27 protein-coding genes are annotated in these 24,264 nt (G+C 61.3%); 12 read left to right on the forward strand and 15 right to left on the reverse strand.

What is annotated here, in order from left to right; all coding sequences use genetic code 11:
• From sdhA to sdhC, 3 genes are read right to left on the reverse strand one after another with little or no spacing between them, the layout of a single operon-like run.
• Positions 1-1,842, reverse strand: a complete 1,842-nt coding sequence (gene sdhA / locus AC1D2R_RS10925; protein WP_477967307.1) for a succinate dehydrogenase flavoprotein subunit — start codon at positions 1,840-1,842, stop codon at positions 1-3.
• A 7-nt stretch (positions 1,843-1,849) separates the two neighbouring features.
• Positions 1,850-2,230 carry a succinate dehydrogenase, hydrophobic membrane anchor protein gene (gene sdhD / locus AC1D2R_RS10930; RefSeq protein WP_477967308.1) on the reverse strand — a complete coding sequence of 127 codons (381 nt, stop codon included), beginning with the start codon at positions 2,228-2,230 and terminating at the stop codon, positions 1,850-1,852.
• A gap of 11 nt (positions 2,231-2,241) precedes the next feature.
• On the reverse strand, positions 2,242-2,637 hold the full coding sequence (sdhC, locus tag AC1D2R_RS10935; RefSeq protein ID WP_477967309.1) for a succinate dehydrogenase, cytochrome b556 subunit: 396 nt from the start codon (positions 2,635-2,637) through the stop codon (positions 2,242-2,244).
• 316 nt (positions 2,638-2,953) lie between these two features.
• On the opposite strand from sdhC, the gene AC1D2R_RS10940 reads away from it, so the two are divergent.
• Positions 2,954-3,493: a hypothetical protein gene (locus AC1D2R_RS10940; protein ID WP_477967310.1), complete on the forward strand. Its 540-nt coding sequence runs from the start codon at positions 2,954-2,956 to the stop codon at positions 3,491-3,493.
• 7 nt (positions 3,494-3,500) lie between these two features.
• On the opposite strand, the gene AC1D2R_RS10945 is transcribed toward AC1D2R_RS10940, so the two are convergent.
• Genes AC1D2R_RS10945 through tsaD form a run of 5 tightly spaced genes read right to left on the reverse strand, consistent with a single transcriptional unit; the run spans position 3,501 to position 6,968 of the window.
• A complete protein-coding gene (locus AC1D2R_RS10945) occupies positions 3,501-4,145 on the reverse strand; it encodes a class I SAM-dependent methyltransferase (RefSeq protein WP_477967573.1) in 645 nt (214 codons plus the stop codon).
• Positions 4,146-4,151: 6 nt separating this feature from the next.
• Positions 4,152-4,583, reverse strand: coding sequence for an EVE domain-containing protein (locus tag AC1D2R_RS10950; protein ID WP_477967311.1), 432 nt, complete (start codon positions 4,581-4,583; stop codon positions 4,152-4,154).
• Between the two features lie 2 nt (positions 4,584-4,585).
• Positions 4,586-4,879, reverse strand: coding sequence for a YciI-like protein (locus AC1D2R_RS10955; protein WP_477967312.1), 294 nt, complete (start codon positions 4,877-4,879; stop codon positions 4,586-4,588).
• A gap of 11 nt (positions 4,880-4,890) precedes the next feature.
• Complete coding sequence (locus AC1D2R_RS10960; protein ID WP_477967313.1) at positions 4,891-5,874, reverse strand: NAD(P)H-dependent glycerol-3-phosphate dehydrogenase; 984 nt, start codon at positions 5,872-5,874, stop codon at positions 4,891-4,893.
• Complete coding sequence (tsaD, locus tag AC1D2R_RS10965; RefSeq protein WP_477967314.1) at positions 5,871-6,968, reverse strand: tRNA (adenosine(37)-N6)-threonylcarbamoyltransferase complex transferase subunit TsaD; 1,098 nt, start codon at positions 6,966-6,968, stop codon at positions 5,871-5,873. The genes AC1D2R_RS10960 and tsaD overlap by 4 nt, the downstream gene beginning before the upstream one ends.
• 73 nt (positions 6,969-7,041) lie before the next feature.
• Here tsaD and hemC point away from each other — a divergent pair, with 73 nt between their 5' ends.
• The 7 genes from hemC to AC1D2R_RS11000 all read left to right on the forward strand — a co-directional run bounded on the left by hemC (position 7,042) and on the right by AC1D2R_RS11000 (position 13,474).
• Positions 7,042-7,971, forward strand: coding sequence for a hydroxymethylbilane synthase (hemC, locus tag AC1D2R_RS10970; RefSeq protein ID WP_477967315.1), 930 nt, complete (start codon positions 7,042-7,044; stop codon positions 7,969-7,971).
• A 7-nt stretch (positions 7,972-7,978) separates the two neighbouring features.
• Complete coding sequence (locus AC1D2R_RS10975) at positions 7,979-8,686, forward strand: uroporphyrinogen-III synthase (protein WP_477967316.1); 708 nt, start codon at positions 7,979-7,981, stop codon at positions 8,684-8,686.
• A gap of 88 nt (positions 8,687-8,774) precedes the next feature.
• Entirely contained in the window at positions 8,775-10,004 is a 1,230-nt protein-coding gene (locus AC1D2R_RS10980) for a COG4223 family protein (RefSeq protein WP_477967317.1), read from the forward strand.
• A 3-nt stretch (positions 10,005-10,007) separates the two neighbouring features.
• Positions 10,008-11,597: a heme biosynthesis HemY N-terminal domain-containing protein gene (locus AC1D2R_RS10985; RefSeq protein WP_477967318.1), complete on the forward strand. Its 1,590-nt coding sequence runs from the start codon at positions 10,008-10,010 to the stop codon at positions 11,595-11,597.
• 17 nt (positions 11,598-11,614) lie between these two features.
• Positions 11,615-12,100 (forward strand): tellurite resistance TerB family protein, encoded by a 486-nt coding sequence (locus tag AC1D2R_RS10990; protein ID WP_477967319.1) that lies wholly within the window; start codon positions 11,615-11,617, stop codon positions 12,098-12,100.
• A complete protein-coding gene (locus tag AC1D2R_RS10995) occupies positions 12,090-12,848 on the forward strand; it encodes a glutamine amidotransferase (protein ID WP_477967320.1) in 759 nt (252 codons plus the stop codon). The genes AC1D2R_RS10990 and AC1D2R_RS10995 overlap by 11 nt, the downstream gene beginning before the upstream one ends.
• A gap of 140 nt (positions 12,849-12,988) precedes the next feature.
• Positions 12,989-13,474: a RidA family protein gene (locus AC1D2R_RS11000; protein WP_477967321.1), complete on the forward strand. Its 486-nt coding sequence runs from the start codon at positions 12,989-12,991 to the stop codon at positions 13,472-13,474.
• Between the two features lie 17 nt (positions 13,475-13,491).
• Here the strand turns inward: AC1D2R_RS11000 and AC1D2R_RS11005 are convergent, their stop codons facing one another.
• Complete coding sequence (locus AC1D2R_RS11005; RefSeq protein ID WP_477967322.1) at positions 13,492-14,739, reverse strand: MFS transporter; 1,248 nt, start codon at positions 14,737-14,739, stop codon at positions 13,492-13,494.
• 138 nt (positions 14,740-14,877) lie between these two features.
• Here AC1D2R_RS11005 and AC1D2R_RS11010 point away from each other — a divergent pair, with 138 nt between their 5' ends.
• Together AC1D2R_RS11010 and AC1D2R_RS11015 are read left to right on the forward strand one after the other, a co-directional pair.
• Positions 14,878-15,168 (forward strand): YggT family protein, encoded by a 291-nt coding sequence (locus AC1D2R_RS11010; RefSeq protein WP_477914176.1) that lies wholly within the window; start codon positions 14,878-14,880, stop codon positions 15,166-15,168.
• Complete coding sequence (locus tag AC1D2R_RS11015; RefSeq protein WP_477967323.1) at positions 15,165-15,479, forward strand: DUF167 domain-containing protein; 315 nt, start codon at positions 15,165-15,167, stop codon at positions 15,477-15,479. Before AC1D2R_RS11010 ends, AC1D2R_RS11015 begins: the two co-directional genes overlap by 4 nt.
• On the opposite strand, the gene ppa is transcribed toward AC1D2R_RS11015, so the two are convergent.
• The 5 genes from ppa to AC1D2R_RS11040 all read right to left on the reverse strand — a co-directional run bounded on the left by ppa (position 15,480) and on the right by AC1D2R_RS11040 (position 21,540).
• Positions 15,480-16,016 carry an inorganic diphosphatase gene (gene ppa, locus AC1D2R_RS11020; RefSeq protein ID WP_115106404.1) on the reverse strand — a complete coding sequence of 179 codons (537 nt, stop codon included), beginning with the start codon at positions 16,014-16,016 and terminating at the stop codon, positions 15,480-15,482.
• Positions 16,017-16,152: 136 nt separating this feature from the next.
• Positions 16,153-16,659, reverse strand: coding sequence for an N-acetyltransferase family protein (locus tag AC1D2R_RS11025; protein WP_477967324.1), 507 nt, complete (start codon positions 16,657-16,659; stop codon positions 16,153-16,155).
• Positions 16,660-16,862: 203 nt separating this feature from the next.
• Positions 16,863-18,680, reverse strand: a complete 1,818-nt coding sequence (typA, locus tag AC1D2R_RS11030; RefSeq protein ID WP_477967325.1) for a translational GTPase TypA — start codon at positions 18,678-18,680, stop codon at positions 16,863-16,865.
• 168 nt (positions 18,681-18,848) lie between these two features.
• Positions 18,849-19,310 (reverse strand): PhoD-like phosphatase N-terminal domain-containing protein, encoded by a 462-nt coding sequence (locus AC1D2R_RS11035; protein ID WP_477967326.1) that lies wholly within the window; start codon positions 19,308-19,310, stop codon positions 18,849-18,851.
• A gap of 145 nt (positions 19,311-19,455) precedes the next feature.
• Positions 19,456-21,540, reverse strand: coding sequence for a M3 family metallopeptidase (locus AC1D2R_RS11040; RefSeq protein ID WP_477967327.1), 2,085 nt, complete (start codon positions 21,538-21,540; stop codon positions 19,456-19,458).
• A gap of 224 nt (positions 21,541-21,764) precedes the next feature.
• Here AC1D2R_RS11040 and AC1D2R_RS11045 point away from each other — a divergent pair, with 224 nt between their 5' ends.
• The gene (locus AC1D2R_RS11045; RefSeq protein ID WP_477967328.1) at positions 21,765-22,196 is read left to right on the forward strand and encodes a hypothetical protein; all 432 of its coding nucleotides are present in this window, start codon (positions 21,765-21,767) and stop codon (positions 22,194-22,196) included.
• A gap of 2 nt (positions 22,197-22,198) precedes the next feature.
• On the opposite strand, the gene AC1D2R_RS11050 is transcribed toward AC1D2R_RS11045, so the two are convergent.
• Positions 22,199-22,840, reverse strand: coding sequence for a LysE family translocator (locus tag AC1D2R_RS11050; RefSeq protein ID WP_477967329.1), 642 nt, complete (start codon positions 22,838-22,840; stop codon positions 22,199-22,201).
• Positions 22,841-23,008: 168 nt separating this feature from the next.
• Between AC1D2R_RS11050 and AC1D2R_RS11055 the strand changes: the two genes are divergently transcribed.
• Entirely contained in the window at positions 23,009-24,226 is a 1,218-nt protein-coding gene (locus AC1D2R_RS11055) for a multidrug effflux MFS transporter (RefSeq protein ID WP_477967330.1), read from the forward strand.
• Positions 24,227-24,264 lie beyond the last annotated feature (38 nt).

Genomic DNA, 24,264 nt, shown 5'->3' on the forward strand with positions numbered 1-24,264 from the left:
TTAGTACACGCGAGCCTTGGGAGCGATCTTCTTGGGATCGATACCCTCTGCAATGAGCTCGGTGTGAACCGGGCGGTAGTCGAGCTTGACGTCGCCGGCGCCGTTGACCCAGGCAAGCGTGTGCTTGCGCCAGTTGACGTCGTCGCGGCCGGCGAATGCGCCTTCCGTGTAGTCCTCGCGGGCATGCGAGCCGCGGCTCTCCTTGCGGGCCTCGGCGCCATAGATCGTCGTGATGGCGTTGGCCATCAGGTTCTGCAGCTCGAGCGTTTCGACAAGGTCGGAATTCCAGATCATCGAGCGGTCGGTGACCTTGATGTCGCGCATTTCCTGCCAGATGGCTGAAATACGCTGGCAGCCGGATTCGAGCGATTCCTGCGTACGGAACACGGCTGCATCTTCCTGCATGGCGCGCTGCATCTTCTCACGCAGCACCGCAGTCGGCGTGCCGCCGCTGGCGTGTCGAAGGCTGTCGAAGCGGTCCATGATCTTGTCGCATGCCGCAACGTTCAGGTGCGGGACCGGCGACGCCCGGTCGATCACCTCGCCGGCACGGATGGCAGCGGCGCGGCCGAACACCACGAGGTCGATCAGCGAGTTGGAGCCGAGGCGGTTGGCGCCATGGACCGAGGCGCAACCAGCTTCACCTACGGCCATCAGGCCGGGAATGATCCGTTCCGGATTGTTGCTGTCGGCGTTCAGCACTTCGCCCCAGTAATTGGTCGGAATGCCGCCCATGTTGTAGTGGACGGTCGGCAGAACCGGGATCGGCTCGCGCGTTACGTCGACGCCAGCAAAAATCTTGGCACTTTCGGAAATGCCAGGCAGGCGCTCGTGCAGAACGGCCGGATCCAGATGGTCCAGATGCAGGAAGATGTGGTCCTTGGCCTTGCCGACGCCGCGGCCTTCGCGGATCTCCAGCGTCATGCAGCGCGAAACGACGTCGCGCGAGGCAAGGTCCTTGGCCGAAGGTGCGTAACGCTCCATGAAGCGTTCGCCCTCGGAATTCACGAGGTAACCGCCTTCGCCACGCGCGCCTTCGGTGATGAGACAGCCCGAACCGTAAATGCCGGTCGGATGGAACTGAACGAATTCCATGTCCTGCAACGGCAGGCCTGCTCGTGCCACCATGCCGCCGCCGTCGCCGGTGCAGGTATGGGCGGACGTTGCCGAGAAATAGGCGCGGCCATAACCACCGGTCGCCAGCACTACCATCTTGGCGGCAAAGCGATGGATCGTGCCGTCGTCGAGGCACCAGGCGACGACGCCGGTGCAGCGGCTGCCGTCTTCCGACATGATCAGGTCGAGCGCGAAATATTCGATGAAGAATTCGGCGTTGTTGCGCAACGACTGGCCGTAGAGCGTGTGCAGGATGGCGTGGCCGGTACGGTCGGCAACGGCGCAGGTGCGCTGTACCGGCGGGCCTTCGCCAAAGTTCTGCATGTGGCCGCCGAACGGCCGCTGGTAGATCTTGCCTTCCTCGTTGCGCGAGAAAGGCACGCCGTAGTGCTCGAGCTCGTAGACCGCCTTCGGCGCTTCCATGGTCAGATACTGCATGGCGTCGACGTCGCCGAGCCAGTCGGAACCCTTCACGGTGTCGTAGAGGTGCCACTGCCAGCTGTCGGGCGTCATGTTCTGCAGCGAGGCGGCAATGCCGCCCTGTGCTGCGACCGTGTGCGAGCGTGTAGGGAATACCTTGGTGATGCAGGCCGTGCGGAAACCCTGTTCGGCCATGCCGAGCGTGGCGCGAAGTCCAGCGCCGCCGGCGCCGACGACGATCACATCATACGAGTGATCGACGTATTTGTAGGCCTTCCCATTCTGGGCGGATGAAGTCGGTGCCATGATACGGTTATCCTACGAATGCAATTTTCAGAATGGCAAAGAGACAGAGCCCCGCCACCAGGATCGAAAAGAAGGTGTTCAGCATCAGCAGGCCGAGCTTGGCAACCTCGCCGTGCACATAGTCCTCGATGATGACCTGCATTCCGAGCTTCATGTGAATGATGCCGGAAATGACCATGAGGCCCATGACGACAGCGACGAACGGGTTCGACAGCGAGTGAACCACTTCGGAATAGGGCTGGCCGGCGTGAACGATCATGAAGACGAGGAAGAAAATGAAGAGCGGCACGTTGGCGACCGCGGTCACGCGCTGGCGCCAGAAATGATCAGTGCCTTCCTTGGCCGAGCCAAGGCCGCGAACCTTACCCAACGGGGTACGCATATCCATGAGACCAACCTTCAGAAGCGAATGATAAAGCCGATCACCCAGACCAGAGCGGTCAGACAGAGCGATCCGATGATATTTGCCTTGGCCAGCTTGGTCGAGAATTCCTTCTCGAACCCGTGGCCGAGATCCCACATGAAGTGGCGCAGCCCACCGAGCATGTGGTGCAGCAACGCCCATGTGTAACCAAGCAGCACGAGCTTGCCGACAATGCTGCCGAGGATCCAGTTGACCCAGTCGTAATAGGCCTGTCCCGTCGCGGCCGCGATCAGCCACCAGGCGATCAGCAGCGTCCCGACATAGAGTGCACCACCGGTGATACGGTGGAGGATTGACATGACCATGGTGGGGATTGGTTTATAGATCTGCAAATGCGGCGACAGGGGCCGATTGTTTGTCACGTTCGCCATCAGAACCTCGCGGCGTCTTTTCTGCGCTCCTGGGATCCAGGAAGCATCCAAAGGCAACCACACGATTGACAAAAAGCTATGTGTGCGTTGCATCAACGGCGACGTTTAATCACGGAAACCCCTAACGACAAGTATAATTGCTTCGCCGTCTGAATTTAATCGATTTGCGTCTTGACGAGACCGCCATAGCGATCAAACTCACCTCCTTCGCCGCCATTCGTGCAGGATTTTGCAACGTTTGGTGGACATCCCGCTGCTTTTGGCGCATTTTCGCGTTAACGTTTTGTTAAGCATCGGATTTCCGGAGATCGACGCGATGTTGAGGACCTCTTCGAAACTTGTTTCGCTCGCCATTGCAGCACTCATCGCCTTGCCTGCGGCCGCCGGCGATTTCGGCGGTCGTTCGTTCCAGCGCCACAATGGGTTCGGGTTCGGCCACAGCGGCCCCTCCTTATTCGGCCACCGCGGCCCCTCCGTATTCGGACACAACAGGGGATGGAGCAATAGTCCCGCGCGCTTCAGGGGCGCGCACTTCGCTGGAGGTTACGACAGTTTCGGCCGCGGCCACGAACGCAACCGTCTGCTCAAGCGCTTCTACTCGCCATCGACCAGCTATACCCGCAACAATGTCGTAATCGTCGTTCAACCCGCCCAGGGAGCAGGTCCCGGCGGAACCTATTCCGGGTCGTCCTTTGCTTATGAGACAAACGGCGGCACGTATATCGGCGGCAGCGGCTACAGCCTTTATGGATCTGAGCGGGCGGTGAAGCTCGCACCGATGGCCAAGGTCATCGACGTCGCGGCCAAGGGAAGCAGCTGCTCCTACGAGGGCGGCGTCTGCATCATCAGGCCCTGAACATTCGCTATCGGAAACGCCAGACGGTGGTCTTCTTGACCTCGCTGTCCTCGAGTGCCCGCGTCACCGGAACCTCATACACCGCGCAAGCCTCAAGGCGATCCTTCGGCAGGTACGCACGCCCGGGATCGCCGACGAGAACAGTGACGCCATCGGCAGCAAGCCGTACGAGCCACGGCACGAGAGCCGCCGCGAGGTCGCGGTCGTAAAAAACGTCGCCAGCCAGCAGCACATCCTGATCCACCGCACTGCCGATTAGGTCCTCGCCGGTGAAGCCGAGCTCCACGCCATTGAGACCGGCGTTCAGTCGCACCGCGGTTTCGGTCCACGGATCGATATCCGCGGCGAGCACATGGCGGGCTCCCGCCATTCTCGCTGCAATCGCCACCAGACCGGAGCCGCTGGCGAAATCCAACACGCGCTTGCCGCTGACGATGTCGGGTTGGTCGAGAATGTAGCGCGCCAGTCCCTGCCCGCCGGCCCACGCAAAGGCCCAGAACGGCGGCGGAAGGCCGATTTCAGCCAACTCTTCCTCTGTCTTCAGCCATAGCTCGTGTGCTTCGCTCGCCAGATGCAGCCGGATCTCCGGAACATGCGGCGGCGCCATCGGGCTCGTGTTGCTACGGATGAAGGTTTCCGGATCGGTCCTCAACACTGATCAGCGCGGCGGGTTGTCGAGCCCGCCCATGCGGCAGACTTCGAGCCATTCCTCGTCCGTCACCGGCTGAACCGAAAGCCGCATCGACGTCACCAGCGCCATCTTCGACAGCGCCTCGCTCGCCTTCACATCCTTCAGCGTGACGGGTGTCGGCATGTCGCGGACGGCGCGGATATCGACGCAGTCCCAGCGGGCATCGTCCTTGGCCGTCGAGTCCGGATGCGACAGCGCGCAGACCTCGACGATGCCGACGATTTCAAGTCCGTCATTGGAGTGGTAGAAGAAACCCTTGTCGCCGATCTGCATTGCCCGCATGTTGTTGCGCGCCAGATAGTTGCGAACCCCGGTCCACTCCGTGCCTTTTTCGCCGGCAGCCTTCTGCTGTTCCCAGGACCAGGCAGCAGGTTCGGATTTGTAAAGCCAGTGCGCCACGCTCATGCCCCCGGATTGTTGAAGACCCAGTTGAACGGCTTGATCTCCACGCTCTCGAAGAGGCCGGCCTTGGTGTAGGGATCGGCATCCGCAAGCGCCGTCGCGGCTTCGATCGAGTCCGCCTCGACGATCACGAGGCTGCCGCAGGGCTTGCCCTCGGGATCGAGAAACGGACCTGCCATCTTCAGCGTGCCTTCGGCATTGAGCTTGTTGAGGTGCTCGACGTGCGCAGGCCGCGCGTCCATCCGAACGTTCAGGTAACCTGGCTTGTCTTTGCAAACAAAAGCGAAAAGCATTGTCAGTTCTCCTATTCGGTGGTGATCGGACGTGTCATCAGCTGATCGATGGCCTCGGCAATGCCGAGCTTGCTCTCGATGATGGCGGAAACGGCATCGGTAATGGGCATGTCGATGCTGAGCGATTTCGCCAGCCGCGAAACGACGGCTGCAGCGAACGCACCCTCGACAAGTTCGCCTCGCAAAGGATCGCGCGTCTCGCCGCGGCCAAGCGCAATCCCGAAGCGAAGGTTGCGCGATTGATGGCTCGTCGCGGTCAGCACCAGATCGCCGAGGCCGGAGAGGCCGCTCACCGTATCCGCCTGTCCGCCCTTGGCGGCGACAAAGCGCGACATTTCCGCGAGCCCCCGCGCAATCAGGGCGGCACGGGCCGAGTTACCGATGCCGGCGCCTTCGACGATGCCGCAGGCAATGGCAAGCACGTTTTTCAACGCGCCGCCGAGCTGCACGCCGATTCGGTCCGACGATGGATAAAGGCGAAACGTCCTACCCGAAATCGCCTGCGCCAATCGCTCGGCGATCTCTGCGTTTTCGGCGGCAACCACCATGGCGGTTGGCAATCCCCTGGCGATGTCAGCCGCAAAGCCGGGGCCGGAAAGGACCGCAATCGCATGCCCCGGCAGCGCGCCCGCCAGCATGTCGGTCAAGAGGTTGCCCGTCGTTTTCTCGATGCCCTTGGCGCAGGTGACGACAACGGCATCCTTGGCGAGGTAGGGCGCATACTGGCGAGCGGCATCCGCCTGCGCCTGCGACGGCATCGCGAAGAGCACGATTCCGGCATCGCTGATGGCATCCGCCTCTGCGGAAAATTCCAACGCCTCAGGCAGTTCGATGCCGGGAAGAACCGAGTCGTGCAGATGCTCGGCCTTCAGATCCGCCATCAGCGCGGGATCGCGTCCGACCAGCGTCACAGCATGTCGGCCCGCCAGCGCAATGACCGCCGCCAGTGCCGTGCCAAAGGCGCCCGCGCCGACAACCGCAATTTTCTCACTCATGCCTTCGCCCCCCGTTTGCCGAAGCCGAGCAATGTCTCCGCGCTGGAATCGAGCGGCCAGCGTGAACGCGGCTGCACGTCGAGATCATCCGGTTCGATGCCGATGGCCATGCGCTCCAGTCCGGCCCAGGCGATCATCACGGCATTGTCGGTGCAAAGCCTCAGGGGCGGCGCGACGAAGCGGAAGCCGTTCTTGTCGCACAGCGCCTGCAAGGTTCCGCGTACCTCAAGATTGGCAGCGACGCCCCCGGCGACGACCAGCGCCGGTTCGCCTTCGACATCTGGAAACTCAGTCTTGAATCGCTCCAGCCCGCGGCCGATACGATCCTTCAACGTACGCGAGACCGCTTTCTGGAACGAGGCGCAGATATCGGCCACATCCTGGTCGGTCAGCGGCGCAATATCGGTCGCTGCCTGCCGCACGGCCGTCTTCAGCCCGGAGAAAGAAAAATTGAGTTTCGCCTCACCGACCAGCGGCCGGGGAAAGACGAAACGATCCGGATTTCCGTCCCTCGCGGCGCTCTCCACGGCCGGGCCGCCGGGATACGGCAGACTGAGCAGCTTCGCCGTCTTGTCGAAGGCCTCGCCGAGCGCATCGTCGATCGTCGTGCCCCAACGCTCATAGTCGCCGACACCGCGCACGAGGATGAGCTGCGTATGGCCCCCGGAAACCAGCAGCATCAGATAGGGGAAAGGGAGACGATCCGTCAGCCGCGCCGTCAGCGCATGGCCCTCAAGGTGGTTGACGGCATAGAGCGGCTTGCCGGAGGCCCTTGCGATCGCCTTGCCCGTCATCAGGCCGACCAGCAATCCGCCGATTAGGCCGGGCCCGGAGGTGGCAGCGATCGCGTCGATACCGGAGAGCGACACATTGGCGCGTTTCAATGCCTCGTCGATCAGCGTATCGAGCGCTTCGACGTGGGCGCGCGCTGCAATTTCAGGCACGACGCCACCATAGGCGCTGTGTTCTTCAAGCTGGCTCAACACCACGTCGGAGCGTACGGTTGGTACGCCGTCGGCACCCCGTTCGACGACGGCCGCGGCGGTTTCGTCGCAGCTTGTTTCGATGCCGAGGATGCGTAGAAAACGAGCCATGAAGCCTGATCGTTGATTGCGAAGGGTCTTAAACCTGTTTACGAGGAACTCCGGTAACAACGGATCAATGCGGATGCAAACAAAACCTTTCCGGATCGGCACCAGAGGCAGCCCGCTGGCCCTTGCCCAGGCTCACGAAGCCCGCGACAGGCTGATGGCGGCGCATCGTTTGCCGGAAGAAATGTTCGAGATCGTCGTCCTGACGACGAAGGGCGACCGCGTCACCGATCGTTCGCTCGCCGAGATCGGCGGCAAGGGTCTGTTCACCGAAGAATTGGAGCAAAAGCTCGCGGCGGGCGATCTGGATATCGCCGTCCACTCCGCCAAGGACATGCCGACGAGGCTTCCGGACGGCTTGTATCTCTCGGCCTACCTGCCGCGCGAAGACATCCGTGATGCCGTCATAGGCCGCACGGCGCCGAAGCTGATCGACCTGCCGCATGGCGCAACTGTCGGCTCCTCGTCGCTCCGCCGGCAGGCGCTGATCCGCCGCATGCGCCCCGACATCAAGGTCATCACGTTTCGCGGATTGGTCGATACCCGGCTGAGAAAGCTGCAGGAGGGTCAGGTCGACGCTACGCTGCTTGCGCTTGCCGGCCTGAAGCGCCTTGGCAAGGTCGATGTGATCACCGACATACTCGATGCCGATACCTTCCCGCCCGCACCGGCGCAGGGCGCGATCTGCATCGAAAGCCGCATCGGCGACTCCCGCATCGACGCTTTGCTCGGCCCCATCAACGACATCAGGACCTTCGACGCTGCCTCCTGCGAGCGTGCCTTTCTGGCCGCCCTCGACGGCTCCTGCCGGACCCCCATCGGCGGCTATGCGGTTTGCGAAGGCGACCTGATCCGCTTTTCCGGCCTGATCATCACGCCGGACGGACGCAACCAGCACGCAGTGACCATCGATGGCCATCGGCGCGACGCGGTTGCTCTTGGCACGCGGGCCGGACAGGACATCCGCGCACGCGCCGGCAGCGTCTTCTTTGAAGACTGGAGCTGACAACGCCATGCGCGTGCTCGTGACCCGTCCCCTGCATTCGGGCAAGCGCACCGCCGAACGCCTTCGCGAGATGGGACACGAACCGCTGTTGCTTCCCCTGTCGCACCCGGTTCACGATGTGGGTGCGGCTCTCGACGGGCTGGCGCGGACCGATGGCGCGATCGCGGTCACCAGCGCCGAAGCCATTCGCGCAATCACTGAACGGAAGGACGCGATCGCATTTCATGTCCAGCGCCCGCTCTATGCTGTGGGCGAGGCGACGGCGGATGAAGCCAAAACAGCGGGATTCCGGTCTGTCGTCGCGTCGTCCGGCAGCGGTGCCGATCTTGCCGACACGATCGCAAGCCTCGGTCGCGATCGGGTCCTTTATCTGGCCGGATTTCCGCGCGCCGAAACGTTCGAAGCCCGCGCCCGCGAAATCGGCCTGAACATTACTGTCGCGGAGTGCTATCGCATGGAGCCGTTTCCAATTGACGCTGCCTGGTTTCAGACGATCCTTGCGGAGCAGCGACCAGATTCGATACTCTTCTATTCGCGACAGACGGCGGAGAGCTTTTTCGGCCTCCCCGGAATGCGAACGCGTCAGGATGTAATCGCAGGCATTCGCCTGCTATGCCTGAGCGCCGCCGTCGCCGCAGCCATTCCCGCGCCGCTGCGGGAAAATATAGCCATCGCCGAAATGCCGGAAGAACGGAGCCTTTTGTCGCTCCTTTGAGCGCTTTTGTGCCCAAATTTTATCTAACCTCTTTCCTTAGCTGGCATCACTGACTAGTTTCAAACCAATGCAGGAATAAGAGGGTCTCATGGCACCAGGAAATCCGCCACGCCATTCGAAGAGTACCGAAGGACCGGTCACGATCGATCTGGATGCGCAGGAAATTGCCTCTGCCAACAATACCGAAAAAGACGTTCAGTCGCCGGTCGCCCCGGATGTGCCGTTTGCAGCCGGGGCCCACGCCAAGGAGGACGTAGACAAAGTCGCGCTCCCTCCGCTTGGTAGCACTCCCGATACCGCCGATGAGCCTCCGTTGGACGAGCCTCGTCCTCAAGGCGGCAGGGGATCCGGCAATACATCCAGCTTGATTGCAGCCGGCATCGTCGGTGGGTTGATCGCACTTGCCGGCGCTGGCGCCATGCAATATGCGGGCTATCTGCCAGGTACATCACGCAGCCAGCCGCCGTCGGTCGATGTGGGCAATCTCTCCGCGGAAGTCGAGGCATTGAAGCGATCGGTATCCAACCTCGCAGCCGCGCCTCCGGCCGGACCCGATGAAGCGTTGGAGGTTCGCCTGGCAGCGCTGGAATCAGCGGCAAAAGCGCCGGCGCCGACACCTGCTGCCGGAGCAGACACCACCACTGTCGACGCACTCAATCAGAAGATTGCTGATTTAACCGGTCAGATCGACCAGCTGCGCGCCACAGTCTCGCAGGCCACCGAGCAACGGGCATCAAGCGGGGTCGACATCGAGAAGCGCCTTGCCGAAGCAGAGAAGAAACTGAACGAACCACGGCAGGATGTTGCGGTCGCCCAGGCGATTGCCGCGGCGGCGCTCAAGGCCGCGATCGATCGTGGTGGCCCGTTTGTTTCCGAGCTCGATACCTACGCTGGCGTCTCTCCCGACGATCCGATTGTCGTCGACCTTCGCAATTTTGCCGAGACCGGCGTGCCCTCACGTGCCGAACTCATCCGCCAGGTGCCTGATGTCGCCACAGCGATCGTCGATTCGGTCAATCAGACCGATCCGAACCAGAGCTGGTCCGACCGCCTGATGACGAGCGCAAAGTCGCTTGTGAAGGTCCGGCCGGTCGGCAATATCGAAGGTGACAGTGTCGAGGCCATTGCCGCGCGCATGGAGGACAAGGTGAAGAACGGCGATCTTCCGGGCGCCGCTGCGCAATGGAACGATTTGCCCGCTTCGGCCAAACTGGCATCGGCGGCGTTCAAGCAGTCGCTCGAAGCGCGCATTCGCGTCGAGGACCTTGTCGGCAGTGCCCTGTCGAAAGCGATCTCCGGCACTGGCAAGGAGGGCTGAGGCGTGATCAGACTCATCGTATTCGCCCTTCTGATACTCCTTCTCGGCTATGGTTTCTCTTGGCTGGCTGATCGCCCCGGCGATCTCTCGCTGATCTGGGAAGGCCAGCTGTATCAAACCAGGCTGATCGTCGCCGCAAGTGCACTGATAGCGTTGATAGCGGCTGTCATGGTGCTATGGTGGCTTGCGCGTGTCATCTGGACCTCGCCGCATTCCGTCACCCGCTATTTCCGCGCCCGCAAGCGCGACCGCGGCTATCAGGCGCTATCGACGGGCCTGATAGCGGCAGGTGCGGGCAACGCTCTGCTGGCCAGAAAGATGGCCGCGCGTTCGCGTGGCCTTATTCGCGCCGATCAGGAACCTCTGATCGCTCTTCTTGAAGCGCAGGCAGCCCTGATCGAAGGCCGCCACGACGAGGCGCGCGCCAAGTTCGAAGCGATGGCCAGCGATCCGGAAACCCGCGAACTCGGGCTGCGCGGTCTCTACCTCGAGGCCAAACGACTCGGTGCCAACGAAGCCGCCCGGCAATATGCCGAAAAGGCCGCGGACAACGCTCCCTATCTCCCTTGGGCTGCCCAGGCGACGCTCGAATACCGCAGCCAGGCCGGCCGCTGGGATGATGCGCTCCGCCTCCTCGAACAGCAGAAGGCCGCCCGCGTCTTCGAAAAGCCCGAGGCCGACCGGCTGCGCGCAGTGCTTTTGACCGCCCGAGCGACGGAGAAGCTCGAAAACGATCCGGCGGGCGCGCGTGACGACGCGATGCATGCGCTCAAGCTGTCGGCAGATTTCGAGCCCGCAGCCATCGTTGCGGCAAAGGCGCTGTTCCGCGAAGACAAGCTGCGCAAGGCGGCATCCATTCTCGAGCAGGCGTGGAAAGCCAGCCCGCATCCGGAGATCGGCCAGACCTATGTGCGCGCCCGCAGCGGCGATTCGGCAGCCGACCGCCTGAAGCGCAGCGAACGGCTCGAGAACTTGAGACCCAACAACATCGAGTCTCTTCTCGTCGTCGCAAAGGCCGCTCTCGACACGCAGGATTTTGACAAGGCCCGCTCCAAGGCCGAGGCCGCCGCGCGGATCGAGCCGCGTGAAGCCGCATTTTTGTTGTTGGCCGATATTGAAGAGGCTGAGACCGGCGATCAGGGCCGCGTTCGGCACTGGCTCGCGCAGGCACTGAAGGCGCCGCGCGATCCGGCCTGGGTTGCCGACGGCTTTGTGTCCGACAAGTGGCTACCGCTATCGCCCGTCACGGGGCAGCTCGACGCCTTTGTCTGGAAAGCTCCGTTTGGGCAGGTCGAAGGCCCTGTCGAGGACGGCTCGGTCATTTCGATCGACCGTGCGCTGAAGACGTTGCCGCCGGTGCGCGAAACCCGCCCTGAAAGCCCGGCGAACGACCACCGCATCATCGAGCTTGAGCGCGCGGCAACCATCGCCGAGGCGGCACGCCCGGCCGCAGTGACCCCGGCAACATCCACCCGGCAGACCTCCGGCGCCACTCCGGAAACACGCCCATTTTTTGGCGGACCACCGGATGATCCGGGCGTCCGCAACCCGGCGGCTGAGCCTGAACCCAAGACACGGCTTCGCCTCTTCTAGATCAAAACAGGACCCGTATGTTCGAACGCTTCCAGGCATTCTTTCAAAATCTCACCGCAGACAATTCAAAAAGGGGCTTCGCGCCGGACGATCCGCGCATCGCCGTGGCCGCGCTCTGTATGCAGGTCATGGAAGCCGACGGGCAGGTGAAGGACAGCGAGACGAAGCGGCTGCGCAAGCTGCTGAAAGACCAGTACGGTCTCGATCGCAAGCAGCTCGACGCGCTGATCGCGGCCGGTCAGGAAGCGGAAAGTGACGCCGTCGACTATTACCGCTTCACATCAGACCTGAAGCGTCATCTCAACACCGAGCAGCGCCTCGAGCTGATCGGCGTGCTCTGGGACATCGTCTATGCCGATGGGGAACGCAGCGAGATGGAAGACGACGCGATCTGGCGTATCGCCGAGCTTCTCGGCGTGTCGGCGCGCGAACGGATCCAGAAGCGACAGGAGGCGGCAAGGCGCGTGACCGACGTCGCAGTGGTGCAGGACGATGCCGACTGATTGCCTTCCGACAATGCGCGACCGCCCGATCCTGATTGTTCTGCATCAGGAGCGCTCGAGCCCCGGCCGAGTGGGTCAACTGCTGGTCGAGAAGGGCTTCGCCCTGGATATCCGCCGCCCGGTGCTCGGCGACAAACTTCCGTCCACGCTCGCCGGCCATGCAGGCGCCGTCGTCTTCGGCGGCCCGATGAGTGCCAACGATCCGGATGATTTCGTCAAGGCAGAGATCAACTGGCTGGATGTGCCGCTCAAGGAAAAACGGCCTTTCCTTGGCATCTGCCTTGGCGCGCAGATGCTGGTGCGCAATCTCGGCGGCCGGGTGCAGCCGAACGACGACGGCTCGACCGAAATCGGCTGGTATCCGCTGCACACCACCGAAAAAGGCCGCATGCTGATGCATTGGCCGAAGATGGTCTATCACTTCCATCGCGAGGGCTTCGACCTGCCACGCGGCGGGGAGCTTCTGGCAGCAGGCGACGCCTACCAGAATCAGGCGTTTCGCTACAATAACCATGCCTGGGGCCTGCAGTTTCACGCGGAGTTGACCCGGGCAATGATGCACCGCTGGGTCGTCCACGGTGCCCATCGTTTCATTCTGCCAAACGCGCAGCAGGGTCGAGAGCACCTCGAAGGCCGGATGCTCTTCGATTCGCCGCTCAAGGCGTGGCTCAACGAGTTCCTCGACATCGTGTTCGAGGGCAAGTCGGCAAGGGCCGCCCCAGCTGCAAAAGCAGTCCTTTCGTCATAGGTGCGCACCGCATCGCGCCATGCTAAAATCAGGCCTCGACTGATTTTCACAGTTCAATAGCAAGCGTTCCAATCCACGATCCGGCCTAACGGTTGCGTCCCATGGCGCAGCAGTGACCGCAGCCACATCAGGGGAACACCATGTCGAATTACGAACAGAAGCTCGCCTCCATGGGTCTGGTCCTGCCCCAGCCCCTGAAACTTCCGTCAAACATGGTCCTGCCATTTCCCTGGGTGAACGTGCGCGGCAACCGCGCCTTCATTTCGGGCCACGGTCCGCAAAACAGCGACGGATCGCCGGCCGGGCCGTTCGGCGCCGTCGGCGATACCGTTTCGGTGGAAGAGGCAAAGGCATCCGCGCGAAAGGTGGCTCTCGCCATGCTCGGCAGCCTGAAGCGCGAACTGGGCAGTCTCGATCGCATCACAGGCTGGTGCCGGGTTTTGGGCATGGTCAACTGCGCGCCGCGCTTTGCCAATCCCCCCGCCGTCATCAACGGATTTACCGAGCTGATCCTGGAAGTGTTCGGCCCGGAGGTCGGGCATCACTCCCGCTCGGCGATCGGCGTAGCCGGCCTGCCGCTGAATTTTCCTGTCGAGATCGAGGCAGAGGTGCTGATCTCGCCCTGACCGCCAGAGCAAGCTGTTCAGGCCTGCTCTTCGCGCTGTGGCGCGTCGAGCGAATCGATCTTGCGCAGTTGTGGGAAGCTTGTCGCCCAGATGGCGGCAACGGCCAGCGTTCCAATGCCCCCGATGATCACCGCCGGAACCGCGCCGAATATCGAGGCCATGGTTCCCGCGCGGAACTCTCCGAGCTCGTTGGAGGCGCCGACGAAGACCATGTTGACGGCGTTCACTCGGCCGCGCAGCTGGTCCGGCGTCCAGAGCGCAATCAGGCTTTCGCGGACATAGACGGAAATCATGTCTGCCGCACCCATCAGCGCGAGCGCCGCGATCGACAGCTCCGTGCTCTTCGAAAATCCGAAGACGATGGTGCCGAGACCGAACAATGCGACGCCGATGAACATATAGATTCCGGCGCGATGCTTCAGCGGATACCAGGCAAGCAGGATGGCCATCACAATCGCGCCTAGGCCTGGCGCCGACCGCAGCAGGCCCAGCCCCCACGGGCCGAGCGTCAGGATGTCTCGCGCAAAGATCGGCATCAACGCCGTGGCGCCGCCGAGAAGCACGGCGAAAAGATCGAGCGAAATGGCCCCGAGCACGACCTTCTCGGCGCGGATGAAGCGGAAGCCGCCGAGGATCATGTCCCAGCTTTTCGCCTCTCCCGTGGTCTTCTGCATCGGCTTCGGGATCATGTAGAGCAATGCCGCACCCAGCCCCGCGAAGACGACCGCAACGACATATGCGGTGTGGGCATTGATGCCATACAGCAAGCCGCCGAGCACCGGACCTGTGATCGCCGCAAGCTGCCACGAGGAGGAGTTCCAGGCAATTGCATTCGACAGATGCTCCGGCGGCACCAGGTTCGGCGCCAGCGACTGAACGGCCGGCGACATGAAGGCGCGCTCGATGCCGAACACCAGAAGCACGGCGAAGACCGGGATCGGCGAGAACGTGCCCGTCATGGTCATGACCAGCAGCGCCAGTGTGCACAGGGCGCTTACGAGCGAGCAGACGGCAGCAATGGCCCGCCGATTGTGACGGTCCGCGACCGAGCCCGTGATCAGGATCAAAATCAGCGACGGCAGGAACTGTACAAGCCCGATCAGGCCGAGATAGATCGCGCTACCTGTCTGGTCGTACATCTGCCAGCCGACCGCGACGCTGACGATCTGCTGCGAAAAGGAAAGAAGAAACCGCGCATAGAAGAAACGCGTGTAGGACGAGTGCCTGAACGCGGCAAACCGGTCTCCGCTGGCTGAAAAGGACATGGGAGCTTTCCAAGGAACCGGCAACGCATCGCTGCCGGGCGCGCCTGTTAAACATGAATTACGACGTGTTTACACACGGCACTTGCCCGTTTAGTCGCCAATGTCTACATGTCTGTCAACAACGAACTGGAGACTGCGATGATTGCCGTTTTTCAAACCATTGATTTGGCTTTGAATCTTTACACCTGGGTGCTGATTGCCAGTGCAATTTTCTCCTGGCTCTATGCGTTCAACGTTATCAATTCCAGCAACCAGTTCGTCAATTCGGTCGGCATGTTCCTCTATAACGTGACCGAACCGGCGCTCCGGCCGATCCGCCGCGTGCTGCCGAATCTCGGTGGCATCGACATTTCGCCGATCATCCTGCTGCTCATCATCTTCTTCCTGCGCTCGCTGATGTGGAACACGATCGTCCCGTTGGTTGTTTGAGCCGCCCCTGGACGGCATTCGACGCTCACCTCTTGATCACCGTCAGGCTGACACCGAACGGCGGGCGTGACGCGATCGATGGTGTCGAGCTGGATGCCGAAGGCAGGGTGCACCTGAAAGTGCGTGTGAGCGTGGTTCCCGAGAAGGGCAAGGCGAACAAGGCACTGATCGCCCTCGTCGCAAAGACTCTAGGCCTCGCCAAGTCTTCCGTCAGCCTCGAATCGGGTGACACATCACGCAAAAAAATCCTCCGGATCGACGGCGACCCGGAGGATTTGATCAAAAAGCTGAATGCTGTTTCAGGCCTGTGATCAGGCCTTCTCCTTCTTGGCGCGTTCGATCGCCTCGAGGATCAGGGCTCCGGCTTCCTTCGAATCACCCCAGCCAAATATCTTCACCCACTTGCCGGGCTCCAGGTCCTTGTAGTGCTCGAAGAAATGCTCGATCTGCTTCACCGTGATCTCAGGAAGGTCGGTGTAGTCCTTGACCTTGTCATAGCGCATCGTCAGCTTGGGCGACGGAACGGCGATGATCTTCTCGTCCTTGCCGGAATTGTCTTCCATCTTCAGAACGCCGATGGGGCGCACGTTGATGACGCAACCCGGGACGAGCGGACGGGTGCTGGCGATCAAGACGTCGATCGGATCGCCGTCTTCGGACAGCGTATGTGGGACGAAGCCATAGTTGCCGGGATAGGTCATCGGCGTGTAGAGGAAGCGGTCCACGACCAGCGTGCCGGCTTCCTTGTCCATCTCGTACTTGATCGGGTGACCACCAACCGGCACTTCAACGATGACGTTGACGTCTTCAGGTGGGTTCTTGCCAATGGAAACGGCGTCGATGCGCATGCGATACTCCCGCGACGTGATTGTTCGCAGCCAGATAATCGGTTTCATGCCGCGACGCAACACGGCACGTCAGCAAAGGTGAATGAAGTTTTGCGCGGCTCGCCGCAAAAGGCAGTCCGGACGCCTGTGCGCCGCTTCAATTCCAGATGAAGCCGATCTTCTTCAACTGCTTGTGGTCGAAGGTTTCGATTCCCTCGCAATAGTCGGCGCCGCCATGGCTGCGATAGAATTCTGCGCCGTTCTCATTTTCTTCGAGGCACCAGACCACAAGCCCGTTGCAGCCCAGCGACTTCAGAAGGCGTTGCGCCTCGCCGAACAGCATGTGCCCAAGGCCGATGCCCTGATATTCCGGTCGAAGATACAGCTCGTAGATCTCGCCCTCTTGCGGAAGGGCACGAGCACGATTGAGACCAAGGGTCGCGTAGCCTGCAACGCAGCCGGCGACATCGAGAACAAGCAGTGTTGCCGGCCCGCGCGTGGCCTTGCGCCACCAGCTTTCGCCGCGGCGCTCGATCATCTGCGTCAGCGCGCGGTGCGGAATGATGCCCGCATAGGTATGCTGCCACGCAAGCCGATGCACCTCCGAAATGGCTCGGGAATCCTGCGGCTCGGCCCGCCGAACATCGATCGACAACGTCTTCATAACGCTTACTCTGGTCCTCTTGCCGACAATTAACCATACGCACCAGCGCATTCCGGCCAATTGCCCACAGACTTAACATGTGGACTGCAGCTGAAAGTTAACGCTTTTTTAACTATTGCGACAAGCAGGATTCGGAACAGCACACAAATAAAAAACCCCGGCGCGATGGCCGGGGGTTCAAGTCTGTAAGGACCGTATTGGCTTTAAGCCGACTTGGCCTTGCTGAAGCGCTTGCGATCGTTTGCGTCGAGATACATCTTGCGCAGGCGGATCGACTTTGGCGTCACTTCCATCAGCTCGTCGTCCTGGATCCAGGAGAGCGCGCGGTCGAGCGTCATGCGGATCGGCGGCGTCAGCTTGACGGCTTCGTCCTTGCCGGCAGCGCGGATGTTGGTCAGCTGCTTGCCCTTGAGAACGTTGACTTCAAGGTCGTTGTCGCGCGAGTGAATGCCGATGATCATGCCCATGTAGACCTTTTCACCCGGCTCGATCATCATCGGGCCGCGATCTTCCAGGTTGAACATGGCGTAGGCTACAGCTTCACCGGCAGCGTTGGCTAGCAGAACGCCGTTCGTACGGCCGCCGATTTCACCCTTGAAAGGCTGGTATTCCTTGAACAGACGATTCATCACAGCCGTGCCGCGCGTGTCGGTGAGGAGTTCCGACTGGTAGCCGATCAGGCCGCGGGTCGGTGCGTTGAACACCAGACGAAGGCGATTTCCGCCCGAAGGACGCAGCTCGGCCATCTCTGCCTTGCGCTCGGACATCTTCTGCACGACGACGCCGGAATGCTCTTCGTCGACGTCGATGACGACTTCTTCGATCGGCTCCATCAGCTGGTCGTTTTCGTCACGGTGCATCACGACGCGCGGACGCGACACGGCAAGTTCGAAGCCTTCGCGGCGCATGGTTTCAATCAGAACGGCGAGCTGCAATTCGCCACGACCGGAAACGTAGAAGGAATCTTTGCCCTCAGCTTCTTCGATCTTCAGCGCGACGTTGCCTTCGGCTTCCTTGTAGAGACGGTCGCGAATGACGCGCGAGGTCACCTTGTCGCCTTCGGTGCCAGCGAGCGGGCTGTCGTTGACGATGAAGGACATGGTGACGGTCGGCGGATCGATCGGCTGCGCGGTCAGCGGCTCGGTTATGGAAGGATCGCAGAACGTGTCGGCAACCGTACCCTTGGAGAGGCCGGCGATTGCAACGATGTCACCCGCATGCGCTTCATCGATCGACGTGCGTTCGATACCGCGGAAGGCGAGAATTTTCGAGATACGACCATTTTCGATCAGCTTGCCGTCCTGGCCGATAACCTTGACGGCTTGGTTCGGCTTGATCGAACCGGAATTGATACGGCCGGTGATGATACGGCCGAGGAAGGGGTTGGCTTCGAGGATCGTGCCGATCATCGTGAACGGGCCTTCGGCAACCGTCGGCTCTGGAACATGGCTGAGCACGAGGTCGAGCAACGGTGCGAGACCCTGATCCTTCGGGCCTTCTGGCGCGACGTTCATCCAACCATCGCGGCCGGAACCGTAGAGGATCGGGAAGTCGAGCTGTTCGTCGGTTGCATCGAGGCTTGCAAAGAGATCGAAGACTTCATTGATGACTTCTTCGTGGCGACCGTCCGGACGGTCGATCTTGTTGATCGCGACGATCGGGCGAAGGCCGACCTTCAGCGCCTTGGAGACGACGAACTTCGTCTGCGGCATCGGGCCTTCGGAGGAATCGACTAGTACAATCGCGCCGTCCACCATCGACAGGATACGCTCGACTTCGCCACCGAAGTCGGCGTGGCCGGGGGTGTCGACGATGTTGATGCGCACGCCCTTCCATTCGACCGAGGTTGCCTTGGCAAGAATCGTGATGCCGCGCTCTTTTTCCAGTTCGTTGCTATCCATGACGCGTTCTGCAACGCGCTGGTTCTCGCGGAACGAGCCGGACTGTTTCAGAAGCTCGTCAACCAGGGTCGTTTTGCCATGGTCAACGTGCGCGATAATCGCGATGTTGCGAAGTGCCATATGTTTAGATCTCTGAGGCTGGGGCGCCGCGCTGGGAGAAGGCGCCAATTTCGTTTGGCGGGCTCATACAGTGTTTTTCGTCATTGCGAAAGGGGGGAGCCCGGAATGAGAGACATGCATGGTGTTAACTCGATATCGGGATCGAGAACGACACGCCAGAGTTCGGTATCATTCCTGTCCATCAGCCGAACCGTCAGCTGCTCGGTTTGCCCGTCGATGCAGGGGTGCGGTACGGAACTGCCCGACGATGGGATCCGAAAGGCTGTTCACATCCTGCAGGTCCGCTGCCCGGAATCGATAGAAGACCTCCTGATCCGCCGGAAGCCCTTGCAGCAAAAGCTTGCCCGCAAGATCGGTCTCGGGCGTGACGTCGATCGGCGCGACGCGCACCGTGTTGGAAAATCTGTCGCTCGTCGCATACTCGACGTGGATCCGTGATGGCCTGTCGACTCGCGTCCAGATCACGCCCGAGTTGGCATCCACATCGCCGGACTGGACGCCTGATGTGAAGAGCGGACGGCTGGATGAGCCGCGCGCATAGTAGGGCATCGCGAGCCCTGCCACCGCAAATCCGCCGACCGCTCCCATGGAGGTGAGAAAACGTCGGCGGGTCGTATCGGTCAGTGTCATGCCAAGGCTTATCCGGCTTGCAAGTTCGGGAGCGAATCTCCCGCAACCAGCCTACGGCGCCCGTCATGTCATTGCCTTGAAGCTGGCATGACGGTTTTCCGAAACTTGGGCGACAGTTTTGTTACACTGAGCCCTTGCAGAAGCCTCAGGCGTCGCTGCCGGAAAGCTCCTCGAAGGTCGCAAGTCCCTTCTTGACGAGCATTGCATCCGGGCTCGGCAACTTGCCGCGGAATGCCTTGTAGGCATCTTCCGGATCGATCGAGCCCCCGACGGAGTAGATGTTGTCCTTGAGCTTTTGCGCCATGTCGCCATTGAAGGCATCTCCCGTTTCCTCGAACGCGGCGAATGCGTCGGCATCGAGGACCTCGGACCACATGTAGGAATAATACCCAGCCGAATAGCCGCCGGAGAAGATATGCTGGAAGTGCGGCGATGCATGGCGCATGCCGATGGACTTTGGCATGCCGAGATTGGACAGCACCTCAGCCTGCACAGCCATCGGATCATCGACTGCCTTGCGGGTGTGGAAGGCCATATCGACAAGCGCAGAAGACGTGAACTCGACCGTATTGAAGCCCGAATTGAAGGTCCGCGCCGCCAGCACCTTATCGAGCAGCGCCTGCGGCATAGGCTCCCCGGTTTCAAAATGCACGGCATACTGCTTGAGGATCGAGGGCACGGTCAGCCAGTGTTCGTAAAGCTGTGAAGGCAATTCAACAAAATCGCGCGAGACGCCGGTCCCGGAGACCGAGGGATAGGTGACGTCGGACAGCATGCCGTGCAGGGCATGGCCGAACTCGTGAAACAGCGTCCGCGCATCATCGAGCGATAGCAGTGCCGGCTTGCCCTCAGCGGGCTTCGCAAAATTGCAGACGTTGTAGATGATCGGCAGTTCGCCGGTCCGGCCGTCCTTGAGCGGCAGCTTATGCTGCGACTGAAACGAACTCATCCACGCTCCGGAGCGCTTCGAGCTCCGGGCAAAATAGTCACCCAGGAAAAGGGCGACGAGCTTGTCGTCGCGGTCGCGGATCTCGAATACCCGCACGTCGGGATGATAGGCCGCGACGCCTTTCTTCTCGACGGCGAGAATGCCGAACAGCCGGCCGGCGACCTCGAAACAGGCGTCGATGATCTTCTCGAGCTGCAGATAAGGCTTCAGCTCGGCTTCTGAGAAGTTGAACTTCTGAGCCCTGATCTTCTCGGCGTAGTGCCGCCAGTCCCAAGGCATGACGTCGTGGTTCTTGCCCTCCTGCGTGATCAGCTTTGCGATGTCGGCTTCTTCTTCCTTCGCCCGCTCGACCGCTTTTCCCCAGACTTGCCTCAGCAAGTGGTTCACAGCCTCCGGCGTCTTCGCCATGGTGTTGTCGAGCTTCAGTTCGGCGAAATTGCCGTAACCCAGAAGGGTCGCGACCTCGTTGCGCAGCGCAAGCGTCTCCCCGATAACGCCGCGATTGTCCGTCGGGCCGTCGTTTGCGCCGCGCGCCGCCCAGGCCTCGAAGGACTGCTCGCGCAGATCGCGGCGATCCGAGAATGTGAGGAAGGGTTCAATGATCGAGCGCGACAGCGTCACCGCGAACTTGCCGTCCTCGCCGCGCTCGCGCGCAGCTGCCGCCATCGCATCCTTGAGAAAATCGGGCACTCCGGCCAGATCGGTTTGCGTAAGGACGAGCGCCCACCCCTTTTCATCGGCCAGAACGTTCTGGCCGAATTGCGTGCCAAGTCCTGCAAGCTTTTCGTTGATGCCTGCAAGCCTTTCCTGCTCGGCTTTGGGAAGCTTCGCGCCGGACTTGACGAAGCCTTTCCAATGACGCTCAAGCACCCGCGTCTGCTCCAGGGTCAGACCAAGGCTGTCCCGCTTTTCCCAAAGTGCATCGATACGCGCAAACAGTGCCGCGTTCATCCCGATCTTGGAATAGTGCCGCGACATTTTCGGCGAGATATCTCGCTCGAGCGCCTGGATCGTGTCGTTGGTATGAGCCCCCGCCCGGTTCCAAAAAAGCGCTGACACCCGCGAAAGCGCGTCGCCCGCAGTTTCCAGGGCAACGACAGTGTTCTCGAACGTCGGCTCGGCCGGATTGCCGGCAATCTCGTCGATCTCCCGCTCGTGCGCGGCAAGCGCCGCATCGAAGGCGGCAGCGAAATCGCCGTCATCGAATGCCTCGAAGCGCGGCAGGCCATGCAGGCCGTTCCAGTTGACGAGCGCCGGATTGAATTCTGGTGTGGAAGGCATGCTGGCATCCTTTGTGGCAAGCGACTGAATCGGCAATATAGGGATGGTTCGGTGCGATTGGTATTGCGGGCATCCGGTCACTTTGACCGAGACTGCGAGTGACGCGGACTACAGAAAATGCACCACAACAAATGGTGCATATGAATTAACCAATCGTTAACGATTGACGGAAGATCGCAACGCAGGGTATTTTTACGCATCATCTTCACAACTGGACATTCGCTATGGAAATCATTTCTATGCGGTCTTCGCCAAATTTTCTTTTCAGAAGTAGTTCCAACAATCAGAAGTCCTATAACAAACCTGAAGACCATTTCGAGCCCGCGAAGCGCGTGTTGACAGTATTTCAGGTCAACGACGTCAGCACCGACGAGCCGGATTTCTCGGCTATCAGCCCAAGTGAACTGCGCAACTATGCGCGGCAGAGCTACAACACCGGTGCGATCGACCAGGACACCTTCGCGGCAATCTCCGAACCGTTGCCGATGCGCACGATCGATCCGGCCGGCGACATCCTCGACCTCTCCGGCGTCTCCGACGGCACAAGCTTCAATTTCCGCGACTACTACAAGGACCAGCTGCAGGTCGCCATGTCGATAGGAGATCCCGAGACGGTCGAGACGCTGAAATCGATCGTCAGTTTCCTCGACGTCTGAGCTCAGGCTTTGCGCCAACCAAGCAGGCCGGGAGTTGCGTGAAAAAGCGCCTGCGCCGCAAATCCCATGAAAAGTACGCCGGAGCAGCGCACGATCAGCCGCTCGTGCGAGCGGTAGAATCGTCGCACCGCACCTGTACCTACGACGGTGATCAGGATCATGTCGGCAACGATGAAGCCAAGGAAAGAGACCGCAAGCAGGACTGGCAGCGCCTGGAACTGCAGCGCGCTCGCTGAACCCGCCACCAACGCAGTGAACGTCGCGAGCGCCACGGGATAGCCCTTCGGATTGGTGACGCCGAAAATGAGGCCGCGGCGAAACGGCCGATCAACCGTCATCAGCGCCTGCCCATCGCCCTTCGGCTTCGCACGAAAGGCATTCCAGCCGATCCAGGCCAGATAGAAACCGCAGAGAAGGCCGAGCGCATCAAACACGAAGGTGCCGATCGTCTTTGCGCCGATGATCGCGACCAGCGCCAGCGAAGCCCAAAGCACGTCTCCCACCAGGTGCCCGCAGACGAACTGGGCGCCGGCGCGGCGTCCCTGCCCGGCGCCGATGCCAAGCAGCGCAAGAAACGCCGGGCCGGGAATGAGCACGTATAGAAGGGCGGCCAGGAAGGCGCCCGCCAGCAAAGATTGCGTCATCGATTATACTCCGGAGGCGACGTTTGCAGACTATGCGTTCCCCCATCCCCGTCAAGCCGCAAGCACGACTCATCAGATTTTTGAATTGCTGTATCAACCACCTTCGGCCACAAAAGGGAAAGCCCTTCCCTTTCCGCACCGCCGGTGCCCATGGAGACCAGTGCCCCCATGTCCCCATTCCGGATGAGCGAGCGGCGAACGAGCGTCCTCGGCGCGCTGCTAGCCACTATCGGCCCGATTTCGATGTCGATCTACACGCCTGCCATGCCAGCACTGGTCAGTGCGTTCCACACAACGGACGCCGCGATCAAGATGACGCTGTCGCTCTATTTTGCCGGCTTCTCAGTAGCCCAGCTGCTGGCCGGCCCCTTGTCGGACGCCTTCGGGCGGCGGGCGGCAACGCTGCTCTTTATCGGCATATACGTAGTCGGCAGCCTGCTCGCTGCCTTTGCGCCAGACATCGAATGGCTACTGGCCGGTCGCCTGATCCAGGGTATTGGCGCGTCGGTGGGGATCACCGTGGCGCGCGCCATAGTCCGTGACCAGTTCACCGGTGCCGAAGCGTCACGCATCATGAACCTGATTGGCATCATGATCGCAATTGGCCCAGCCATTGCGCCGACCGTCGGCGGGCTGGCGCTTGCAAACTTCGGTTGGCAATCGGTGTTCTTCATGCTTATCGGCTTCGGGTTGCTGATCTGCCTCTCCGTACTCGCCTTCATGCGCGAGACCAGCGTGCCGGATCCGCGCCGGATCCGTCCCGGGCCGCTGGTTTCGGCCTATGGTGAGCTTGCGCGTGAAGGCCGCTTCGTTGCCGCATCGCTCGTTCTCGGCGGCTCGGTCGGCGCGCTCTATGCGCAGGCAACGCTGCTTCCCTTCATCCTGATCAAGGTCGTAGGCCTTTCGCCCACCGACTTCGGTCTCGGCATGCTGATGCAATCGGGCTCGTATTTCCTTGGTTCCGTATGCCTGCGCCACGCCGCGCCTCGTCTTGGCGGCGACGGCTCCGTGCGCGTCGGCCTCGGTTTGCTCGCTCTTGCAGGCATACTGATTGCGCTCTCCGTCCAATTCGTCACGCCGTCCTATCTCTCGATCATGGTGCCGATCGCCTTCCTCGCATTCGGTCTGGCCTTTCTCACGCCGCACATGACGACCTCCGCGCTCTACCCATTCCCGCATATCGCCGGTTCGGCATCGGCCATGATGGGCTTCATACAGATGGGTGGGGGCTTTGCGGGCGGCGTCGCGGCTTCCCTGATCGGCATGCCGCTGATCGCCTTCGGCACCGTGATCCCGACAATGGCGTTGATCTCGGTCGCGAGCTACGTCTGGTTCGTCCGCGCCTCGCGGCGCTGCACGTCGCTGCCGCATATAACGAATAGCTGATGAGAAGGCCCGCACGACGGCGGGCCTTGAGAGCTTGA

Source organism: Rhizobium sp. P1_C7 (assembly GCF_056406295.1).

What these genes read in the sequence shown, in the direction of transcription:
- sdhA (WP_477967307.1), bottom strand. Translation starts at nt 1,842, where the DNA reads ATGGCACCGACTTCATCCGCCCAGAATGGGAAGGCCTACAAATACGTC.
- sdhD (WP_477967308.1), bottom strand. Translation starts at nt 2,230, where the DNA reads ATGGATATGCGTACCCCGTTGGGTAAGGTTCGCGGCCTTGGCTCGGCC.
- sdhC (WP_477967309.1), bottom strand. Translation starts at nt 2,637, where the DNA reads ATGGCGAACGTGACAAACAATCGGCCCCTGTCGCCGCATTTGCAGATC.
- AC1D2R_RS10940 (WP_477967310.1), top strand. Translation starts at nt 2,954, where the DNA reads ATGTTGAGGACCTCTTCGAAACTTGTTTCGCTCGCCATTGCAGCACTC.
- AC1D2R_RS10955 (WP_477967312.1), bottom strand. Translation starts at nt 4,879, where the DNA reads ATGCTTTTCGCTTTTGTTTGCAAAGACAAGCCAGGTTACCTGAACGTT.
- AC1D2R_RS10960 (WP_477967313.1), bottom strand. Translation starts at nt 5,874, where the DNA reads ATGAGTGAGAAAATTGCGGTTGTCGGCGCGGGCGCCTTTGGCACGGCA.
- tsaD (WP_477967314.1), bottom strand. Translation starts at nt 6,968, where the DNA reads ATGGCTCGTTTTCTACGCATCCTCGGCATCGAAACAAGCTGCGACGAA.
- hemC (WP_477967315.1), top strand. Translation starts at nt 7,042, where the DNA reads ATGCAAACAAAACCTTTCCGGATCGGCACCAGAGGCAGCCCGCTGGCC.
- AC1D2R_RS10975 (WP_477967316.1), top strand. Translation starts at nt 7,979, where the DNA reads ATGCGCGTGCTCGTGACCCGTCCCCTGCATTCGGGCAAGCGCACCGCC.
- AC1D2R_RS10980 (WP_477967317.1), top strand. Translation starts at nt 8,775, where the DNA reads ATGGCACCAGGAAATCCGCCACGCCATTCGAAGAGTACCGAAGGACCG.
- AC1D2R_RS10990 (WP_477967319.1), top strand. Translation starts at nt 11,615, where the DNA reads ATGTTCGAACGCTTCCAGGCATTCTTTCAAAATCTCACCGCAGACAAT.
- AC1D2R_RS10995 (WP_477967320.1), top strand. Translation starts at nt 12,090, where the DNA reads ATGCCGACTGATTGCCTTCCGACAATGCGCGACCGCCCGATCCTGATT.
- AC1D2R_RS11000 (WP_477967321.1), top strand. Translation starts at nt 12,989, where the DNA reads ATGTCGAATTACGAACAGAAGCTCGCCTCCATGGGTCTGGTCCTGCCC.
- AC1D2R_RS11005 (WP_477967322.1), bottom strand. Translation starts at nt 14,739, where the DNA reads ATGTCCTTTTCAGCCAGCGGAGACCGGTTTGCCGCGTTCAGGCACTCG.
- AC1D2R_RS11010 (WP_477914176.1), top strand. Translation starts at nt 14,878, where the DNA reads ATGATTGCCGTTTTTCAAACCATTGATTTGGCTTTGAATCTTTACACC.
- ppa (WP_115106404.1), bottom strand. Translation starts at nt 16,016, where the DNA reads ATGCGCATCGACGCCGTTTCCATTGGCAAGAACCCACCTGAAGACGTC.
- AC1D2R_RS11025 (WP_477967324.1), bottom strand. Translation starts at nt 16,659, where the DNA reads ATGAAGACGTTGTCGATCGATGTTCGGCGGGCCGAGCCGCAGGATTCC.
- typA (WP_477967325.1), bottom strand. Translation starts at nt 18,680, where the DNA reads ATGGCACTTCGCAACATCGCGATTATCGCGCACGTTGACCATGGCAAA.
- AC1D2R_RS11035 (WP_477967326.1), bottom strand. Translation starts at nt 19,310, where the DNA reads ATGACACTGACCGATACGACCCGCCGACGTTTTCTCACCTCCATGGGA.
- AC1D2R_RS11040 (WP_477967327.1), bottom strand. Translation starts at nt 21,540, where the DNA reads ATGCCTTCCACACCAGAATTCAATCCGGCGCTCGTCAACTGGAACGGC.
- AC1D2R_RS11045 (WP_477967328.1), top strand. Translation starts at nt 21,765, where the DNA reads ATGGAAATCATTTCTATGCGGTCTTCGCCAAATTTTCTTTTCAGAAGT.
- AC1D2R_RS11050 (WP_477967329.1), bottom strand. Translation starts at nt 22,840, where the DNA reads ATGACGCAATCTTTGCTGGCGGGCGCCTTCCTGGCCGCCCTTCTATAC.
- AC1D2R_RS11055 (WP_477967330.1), top strand. Translation starts at nt 23,009, where the DNA reads ATGTCCCCATTCCGGATGAGCGAGCGGCGAACGAGCGTCCTCGGCGCG.